At 66.1% G+C, this 6137-nt stretch carries 5 protein-coding genes and 2 pseudogenes; 5 read left to right on the forward strand and 2 right to left on the reverse strand.

The features are described 5' to 3' along the window. Positions 1–286: 286 nt before the first annotated feature. The 5 genes from AB0M30_RS47275 to AB0M30_RS47295 all read left to right on the forward strand — a co-directional run bounded on the left by AB0M30_RS47275 (position 287) and on the right by AB0M30_RS47295 (position 4034). Positions 287–1516: a cellulose binding domain-containing protein gene (locus AB0M30_RS47275; RefSeq protein WP_364599215.1), complete on the forward strand. Its 1230-nt coding sequence runs from the start codon at positions 287–289 to the stop codon at positions 1514–1516. Positions 1517–1589: 73 nt separating this feature from the next. Further along, a complete protein-coding gene (locus AB0M30_RS47280) occupies positions 1590–1712 on the forward strand; it encodes a hypothetical protein (RefSeq protein WP_364599203.1) in 123 nt (40 codons plus the stop codon). A 380-nt stretch (positions 1713–2092) separates the two neighbouring features. Then, positions 2093–2359, forward strand: a complete 267-nt coding sequence (locus AB0M30_RS47285) for a hypothetical protein (RefSeq protein ID WP_364599206.1) — start codon at positions 2093–2095, stop codon at positions 2357–2359. Positions 2360–2458: 99 nt separating this feature from the next. After that, positions 2459–2665 (forward strand): hypothetical protein, encoded by a 207-nt coding sequence (locus AB0M30_RS47290; protein WP_364599209.1) that lies wholly within the window; start codon positions 2459–2461, stop codon positions 2663–2665. Positions 2666–2738: 73 nt separating this feature from the next. Next, entirely contained in the window at positions 2739–4034 is a 1296-nt protein-coding gene (locus tag AB0M30_RS47295) for a ricin-type beta-trefoil lectin domain protein (protein ID WP_364599212.1), read from the forward strand. Positions 4035–4465: 431 nt separating this feature from the next. On the opposite strand, the pseudogene AB0M30_RS47300 reads toward AB0M30_RS47295, so the two are convergent. Further along, positions 4466–4705 (reverse strand): annotated as a pseudogene (locus AB0M30_RS47300) (YcaO-like family protein); the annotation flags it as partial. A gap of 194 nt (positions 4706–4899) precedes the next feature. Next, positions 4900–5994, reverse strand: a pseudogene (locus AB0M30_RS47305) (IS701 family transposase). Positions 5995–6137 lie beyond the last annotated feature (143 nt).

The raw sequence follows: 6137 nt of genomic DNA on the forward strand, positions 1-6137 counted from the left end.
AAAAACGGCCTGCATATCATTACCGCGCTGCGTGACGCCATCACCGGAAACCCTTGGCTGCCAACGAACACCGAAATGGCCTGAACAGTTACCCGGGATCTCGTCAGAACAGCTGAAGTACCCGGGCAAGAAAGGGTTTCCGCAGCGCCTGCTGCGGCGCCTTCCCGGCAGAGCCGCCGGTCGGGCGGACGGGCGGCGTCAACCGACATTTTCGGTGAAAGGTGCGTGGATCGTGAAACACAGCGCCGTTGCCGGGCCTATTGCCCTCGTGACAGCTCTCTTGGCCGTGCTGGCCGGTCTGGTGGTCGGCGGCGGCCTCGGTTTTCCCCCGGCGGCTTCGGCCGCCGCGGCGACCGCGGGCTGCGGGAAAGCCCCCGGGTTGGCAAACGGCAATCACACGATCTCCAGCGGCGGCCAGAACCGTAACTACATCCTGCGGATCCCCAGCAACTACGACAACAACCACTCGTACCGCCTGTTCGTCGGGCTCCACTGGCTGGGCGGCACGGCCAACGACGTCGACACGGGCGGGTCCGACGGCTACAACTGGTCCTACTACGGGCTGCGGCGGCTGGCGGACAACGCGAACAACAGCACGATCTTCGTGGCGCCGCAGGGCAACAACAACGGCTGGGCCAACCCCGGCGGTCAGGACGTCACGTTCATCGACGACCTGCTGAAGCAGCTCGAGGCGGCTTTGTGTGTCGACACCTCGCAGGTTTTCGCGGGCGGGTTCAGCTATGGCGGTGCGATGAGCTATGCGCTGGCTTGTGCCCGGCCGACGGTCTTCCGTGCGGTCGCCGTCTATTCCGGTGCGAACCTCAGCGGATGCAGTGGGGGCACCCAGCCGGTCGCGTACATCGGTATGCACGGCATCAGGGACAACGTCCTGAACATTTCGCAGGGCCGGTCACTGCGTGACACGTTCGTCCGGAACAACGGCTGTACGTCGCAGAACCCGCCTGAGCCGTCGCAGGGCAGCCTGACCCACATCGTGACCGCGTATTCCGGGTGCCGGGCGGGATATCCGGTCGTGTACGCGGCGTTCGACGGGGGTCACGACCCCGCTCCGCGGGACGGGTGCACCTGCAGTGGCTGGCAAACCTGGACCTCGGGCGAGGTGTGGAAGTTCATCACCCAGTTCAGCTCCTCGGTCCCGCCGACTTCGACCACGCCGACCACTACGACCACGCCGACCACTACGACGACGCCCACCACCCCGACCGGCGCCTGCAGCGCGAGTTACCGGACGGTTCGCTCGTGGGAGGGCGCTTACCAGGGCGAGGTCACGGTGACGGCAGGCAGCGTGGCGATCAACGGCTGGACGGTCGGCTGGACGTCCGGCGGCCCGGCCATCACCCAGGTGTGGAACGGAAACCTGACCACGTCCGGCGAGTCCGTCTCGATCGGCAACGTCTCGTACAACGGTTCGCTGCAGGCGTCCGCTTCGACCACCTTCGGCTTCCTCGCCAACGGCACATCGCCGACTGCCCCACCGCGCTGCACCAGCCCGTAGCCGACGCGCTATCGCCTACCCGTGACGGAGATCCTCGATGTCTTCAATCCTTCCCGGCAGACGACGGGGGCGTTTGGCCGACACCTCCCTGCTCGTCGCGACGATGACGACGGCCGGACTCCCCCTCGTCACCGGCACGGACAGCAGCTTCACCTCTTGCCAGATGATCATCGACTTCGCGTCGAACCAGGGCTAGTTGTTGCGGGTCATGACGTCGGTGACGGCTGATGGGGCTTGAGACGAGAGGACGGGTCTTTCGGCGGCAGGATGAGAAGTGCGACCAACTCGTCCGCTAAGCAGAAAGACCCGTCCATGCACCACTGTAATGCCCCGCTATCTGTCGAAGGCCGCCGCTGGCTCATCGCGCTGCCAGACCCGCTTGCTTCTCCTCTACGCGGTGTGCGGAGTGCGCTGATGGATTCACCGGCCCGTTGCGCTGTCCACAGCAGGTCGCGTACAGTCACAAGTCGATCGAACCGGTTCGACCCCGTTCGGGAGTCCTCATGGTTCAACGGCGAACTGTTCCCTGCACTCTCACTGCCGCTCCGACCGCAGCTGACGGAGGTGGGCGCCCTGATGGTCGAGTTGCTCGCCCATCGGACCGGCGCGCCCGAACCGCTTCTGCGGCATCGGCTGCCCGCCTGGCTGATCCTGCCGGGATACCGACATCGGCTCCTGGCCGGTCGCGGCCGACGCCGACAAGCGTCAGGAGTCGCCGACCCTTACCCGATGGTCAACCAGCAGTCGGACAACTGTGTGCACGTCAACGGCGCCTCCGTCCTGCAATGGACGCACAAATCAATCAGCCGTGCCAGCCGGTTGAACCAGACCTGGCGACTCTGAGGCCGTTGGATTCTCAACCCTGCTGAACTTCCGAGCGCTCTCAAATCTGCCTGGAAGCGCTCCCAGACCGGACGGCACCTTCAACGACGAAGGAGCATCATGCCCCTGCGGATCCTCCGGATAGCGACGCCGACTGCTGCTCCGTTCGGCCAGTACGACGCCGACGTGGCCGCCTTCAAGCTGGGCGATTCGAACGGCCGCAGAGCGCAGCACCGGACCACCGGCACGAACGGCTCACGGGTCAACCCCCGGTCGAGCAAGTGCTTGGACGCCAACAGAGCCGGCACCGCCGACGGCACCAGCTGATCATCTGGACCGGCCACGGCAGCCCGCCCAACGCTGGACCCTGCCCTGAACCCCAGCAGACAGGAGCACACCCATGAAGCAAACGCACCACCTCGGCCGGTGGTGGACGCCGATCGCCGCCGTCGCACTGGTTTTCGCCAGTGTCAGTGTGGCCGACGCCCAGCCTGCACCCACCCCCACGGATACCGGGGCGCTCGCCGCGTCCCCCGGCTGCGGCAAGACCCCGACCCTGGCCAGCGGTCCGCGCACGATTCAGAGCAGCGGCCAGAACCGCTCCTTCATCCTGAGGATTCCCAACAACTACGACAACACCCGCCAGTACCGGCTGATCTTCGGGTTCCACTGGTATGGCGGCACCGCCAACGACGTCGACGCAGGCGGCTCCGACGGCTACAACTGGTCCTACTACGGCCTGCGGCGCCTGGCGGACAGCGCGAACAACAGCGCGATCTTCGTGGCGCCCCAGGGCAACGGCAACGGCTGGGCCAACCCCGGCGGCCAGGACGTGACCTTCGTCGACGACATGATCAGGCAGATCGAGAACGACCTGTGTGTCGACACGGCACAGCGCTTCGCACTGGGCTTCAGCTACGGCGGTGCCATGAGCTACGCACTCGCATGTTCCAGGGCCACGACCTTCCGTGCGATCGCGGTCTACTCCGGCGCAAGTATCAGCGGTTGCAGCGGCGGCACTCAACCGGTCGCATACATGGGGATTCACGGCATCAGTGACAACATCGCAGGTGGACGGAGCCTTCGGGACACATTCGTCAGGAACAACGGCTGCACCCCGCAAAACGCGCCCGAGCCTGCGGCGGGCAGCCGCACCCACATCACCACCACCTATTCAGGGTGCCGCACCGGATATCCAGTGGTGTGGGCCGCCTTCGACGGAGGACACACCCCCGGCCCCGTCGACGGCGGTGGCGATGGCTGGAGAAGCTGGACTTCGCCAGAGGTATGGAAGTTCTTCACCGGAGACACGACACCGACGCCACCATCGTTCCGGCTGCGCAGCGAATCCTCAAGCCGATGCCTGGACGTCAACGGCGCCAGCTCGACCAACGGCACCCAAATGATCGTCTGGGACTGCCACACCAACGCCAACCAGCAGTTCACCCAGAACAACAAAGCCCTGCAAGTGCTGGGCAAATGCCTTGAGGCGCCCGCCAACGCAGGCTCCGGCACCCGCACACGCATCTGGGATTGCAACGGCGGCGCCGGCCAACAGTGGACCGTCAATGGCAACGGCACCATTACGAGTGTCCAAACCGGACTGTGCCTTGACGTCAACGGCACCGCCAACAGCTCGGCTGTCAATGTGGCGACCTGCAACAACGCCGCCAACCAACGCTGGGCCAAAGCCTGACCGGGACCGGGTGAGGACAGTCGCCACCGCCGCGCGGCTGTCCTCACCCCCGCCACCGGCGGCGTCCAATCGGACTGCGCCTTGAATTTCCAAGTCAGGGCTTCGAGGTCGACATCTCCACCCGGTTGCTTGCAGCAGACCAGGGCCGCGATCGAGATCCGGCCCGAGCCCTTGCCCGTCACCGTGACCACGGGTGTGTGTCCACGTGGGGCGCAGGTGCGGACCCTGGCCGGTCTCTGCGTGTGCCCGGCTTCGTCGGCGAAGCAGATCCACGCGCCCAGCCTGCGCGCGATCCTTTTACCTGTGGCCAGATGTGATGACATCGGTGCGGGGTGGCCTCCAGGATGCCGCGCGCCTTGGGTACCGGGGAGTTGCCGGTGGGCTCCTGGTACTCGCCGACCAGGAACGTCAGCTCGACGTCGCGGGCGAACTCACGACCCTGCTTTCCTCATGAGCTGCAGAAACATCGGCATCGGGTTGAGGTCCTCGTAGGCGGTGGGCGCGGTCAGCCTGCCCAACCGCACCGGCACGTCATACAGCAGGCCCGGCACGATCACCTTCACCACCGGAAGGCCGATGTCCGGACGCGTCTGGTCGAGCACGAGAACCTCCAGGCCGGCCTCCTCCTGTCGCGTTTGGACGGTACAGACGTCGTCGAGCAGTTCCGGCGAACCGAGGTCGTTGTGGCCTAATACTGCAACGGCAGTCAGGTGAGTGGGTATCCGCGTCGTTTGTAGTGGCTGAGGCGGGCTTGGTGTTGTCGCCGGCGACGGAAGCGTGACCAGACCCAGACATGCGGCGGCGTCGGTGACACGCAGGACGAGCCTGGTCAGCAGACGCCGGATCTCCGGTAGCGTGAACCCGATCATGCCTGGCTCGCCGACACCGATTCCCCTTTTACGGCCAGGGATCGCGAGACGGCGAGCCAGGGCGTGGGCCACCATCGACAGCGTGATGTGGGCATACCAGGCTCGCCAGGAACGGACCTGGTAGTGATCGAGTCCGGCTTCGTTCTTAGCCTTGTCGGAAGCATTCCTCGATCCGCCAGCAGGTGCCGGCGATCCAGGCCAGGTCCAGCAGGGTTGAGCGGCGGGGTCCGTAGCAGACGTAGTAGGCGATCTCGGTCGGGTCCGAGAGTGAGCGGCGGGCGAGCAGCCAGTGCCCACGCCCGGCCCGCCAGCCAGCCGGTCCCGAGCGCGATCCGCGCCCAGTCGTACTCGCGTGGCCCGTGCGCACCAGCGCCGACCGACAGCCGCTGCCACGCCCGCGAGGGCAGCTGTTCGATCAGCTCGTCCGCCCTCGCCTCGGCGCCGCTCGTGGTGGTCAGCAGGTCGTTGACCTTGGTGGCCAGCACATACGCGGCGTCCTGATCCTACAGCCACGCCCGCAGGTACTTGACCTGCCCATAAGCCTCATCGGCGGTGATCCACGCGAACGGCGCCCCCGCGGCGAACGCCCGCGACAGCATCGCCATGGCCTGCCGGGGCTTGGTCTCGAACTCGGCCCTGTCGGGGATTCCGGCCCGCCGGCACCGACTCGGGTCGGCGATCCACGGCTCGGGCAGATACAGCGCCCGGCCGATCAGCGCATGCCCGCGCTCGGAGGCATAGGCCAGGAACGTGCCGATCTGACAGTTCTCGATCCGGCCCGCGGTCCCGGAGTACTGCCGCTGCACCCCCGCCGACCGCACACCTTTCTTCAAGAACCCGGTGTCGTCCACGATCAGCACACCACCGGGCGCACCGAGATGCTCGATCACGTAGTCGCGCACGTCACCGCGGACTCCGTCGATGTCCCAGTCCGCCCACCGCAGCAGGCGTTGCATGCCGTCCGGCGACATCTCGCCGGCCTGCTCGGCCAGCGTCCACCCGTTCTTCCGCTCCGACCGGGTGAACCGGCCCGCGATCCGCTCATGCACCCGATCCAGCTGATCCAGCTGATCCAGCTGATCCAGCACCACATCGACACCACCAGGATGATCTACCACACAACACCCGAGTGCCGTTGCAGTACTAGTGACCCGCACCTGAAATTCGTCGGCAATATCGTGCGAGTGAGTCGATGATCTCTTCGGCGGTCTTGGTCCACACGAACGGCTTGGGG

The organism is Amycolatopsis sp. NPDC051716, assembly GCF_040681595.1.
Lineage (GTDB): Bacteria > Actinomycetota > Actinomycetes > Mycobacteriales > Pseudonocardiaceae > Amycolatopsis.